This is a genomic window from Nitrosomonas sp. JL21 (genome assembly GCF_009833095.1).
Classification (GTDB): domain Bacteria; phylum Pseudomonadota; class Gammaproteobacteria; order Burkholderiales; family Nitrosomonadaceae; genus Nitrosomonas.
Genome location: NZ_QRCB01000029.1, coordinates 1 through 1,650 on the forward strand (window position 1 = coordinate 1; position 1,650 = coordinate 1,650).

A 1,650-nucleotide genomic window follows, 5' to 3' on the forward strand; every position below is an offset into this window, starting at 1 on the left:
TGGCTGGAAATGACACGATCAGTGGAGGCGGGGGGAACGATCTTCTCAACGGCGGGTCTGGAACGAATATCCTGACCGGCGGCGCCGGCAACGATATTTTCCGCTTTACAGTGACAGGAAATACTGCCCGGATCACGGACTACAACGTGGCGAATGACACCCTACAATTGGAGAATGGCGTATTTACGGCATTGGCAGCAACAGGCGTTCTGCCGGCAGCCCAATTCCGGGTAGGCGCGCAAGCGCTGGATGGTAATGATCACGTCATCTACAACAATGCAACCGGGGCATTGATCTATGACGCCAACGGCAATGGCGCAGGCGCGGCGGTGCAGATCGCCACGCTGGGCGCCGGGCTGGGACTGACGCATTTGGATATCACAGTGATTTAAGGTGAATACGGATCGATGAGTTGAATGACCGTTTCATTAGCGAGATTAAACACCTTTTGAGGCATATCGATGACCTCAATCGATAACAATAATTTTTTGGAGAATTGTCATGGCGAATCCCGTTTTTACTTATGTTTCCAGCAATCCCTTCGGTTTGAGTAATACAGGTTTCCTTGCCCATCCTACTCTTGTCGATATCGATGGAGATAAAGATTTGGATGCTTTTATAGGGGATTATTATGGAGATATGCAATTTTTTAGAAATACTGGCACGATCAATACCCCCATTTTTGCACCGTCCATTACTAATCCGTTTGGTTTGAATAACACTGGTCTAAAGGCGAATCCTACTTTTGTTGATATCGATGGCGATGGAGATCTTGATGCCTTTATCGGAAAGAGCGATTATCCGGCCGGTGGCGATACACTATTCTTTAAAAACACGGGTAATGCCAGAAATCCAGCGTTTGCTGCTCCAGTTACCAATCCGTTTGGCTTAACGAGTGCGGGCAGTGCCGCTAGCCCCAGCTTTGCAGATATCGATGACGATGGGGATATGGATGCTTTTATAGGTACTTCAACGGGAAGTCTGCTATTTTTTAGAAATACTGGAACCTCGGAAAATCCCATCTTTGCTGCGCCTGTGACCAATCCCTTCGGTTTGAGTGATGTGGGTTCCAACGCCAACCCTGAGTTTGCTGATATAGACGGGGATGGTGATTTGGACGCCATCGTAGGAGGTTATGGCGGAACAGTTTTCTTTAGGAATACGGAAACAGCCAGTAATCCGGTATTTGTCAATATCGGTTCAAATTTGTATGGCTTGACGGATGTGGGGGGTGTTGAAAGTCCTGTGCTTGTTGATATCGATGGCGATGGGGATTTAGATGCTTTCGTGGGCGATAGCTATGCTTACCGGTTCAGTAATGGAGGTAATACCCATTTCATTGTCAACAATGGTTTGCTGGTGGCGAGCACGGCAGGCAACAATGTTTTGACCGGTACGCCTTCGTCCAACGATACCGCCACCTATGCATCGGCCGGCAGTGGAGTGAGCGTGTCACTGCTGATCACCACGCAACAGAACACGCTGGGTGCAGGCTTGGATACCCTGACCAATATCGAGAATCTGATAGGCAGCAAATTCAACGATGATTTAACGGGCGATACCAAGAGTAATACGCTGACCGGCGGTGCCGGCAACGATACGCTGAGGGGGTGGAACGGCGCTGACACCATGAATGGTGGCGCGGGCAAT

At 49.3% G+C, this 1,650-nt stretch carries 1 protein-coding gene and 1 pseudogene; both read left to right on the top strand.

Annotation, left to right across the window (positions count from 1 at the left end):
* Positions 1–392: pseudogene (locus ABF87_RS10060) on the top strand (calcium-binding protein); the annotation flags it as partial.
* Positions 393–501: 109 nt separating this feature from the next.
* Positions 502–1,650: VCBS repeat-containing protein (locus tag ABF87_RS10065; RefSeq protein ID WP_193568007.1), on the top strand; the 1,149-nt coding region annotated here is incomplete at its 3' end.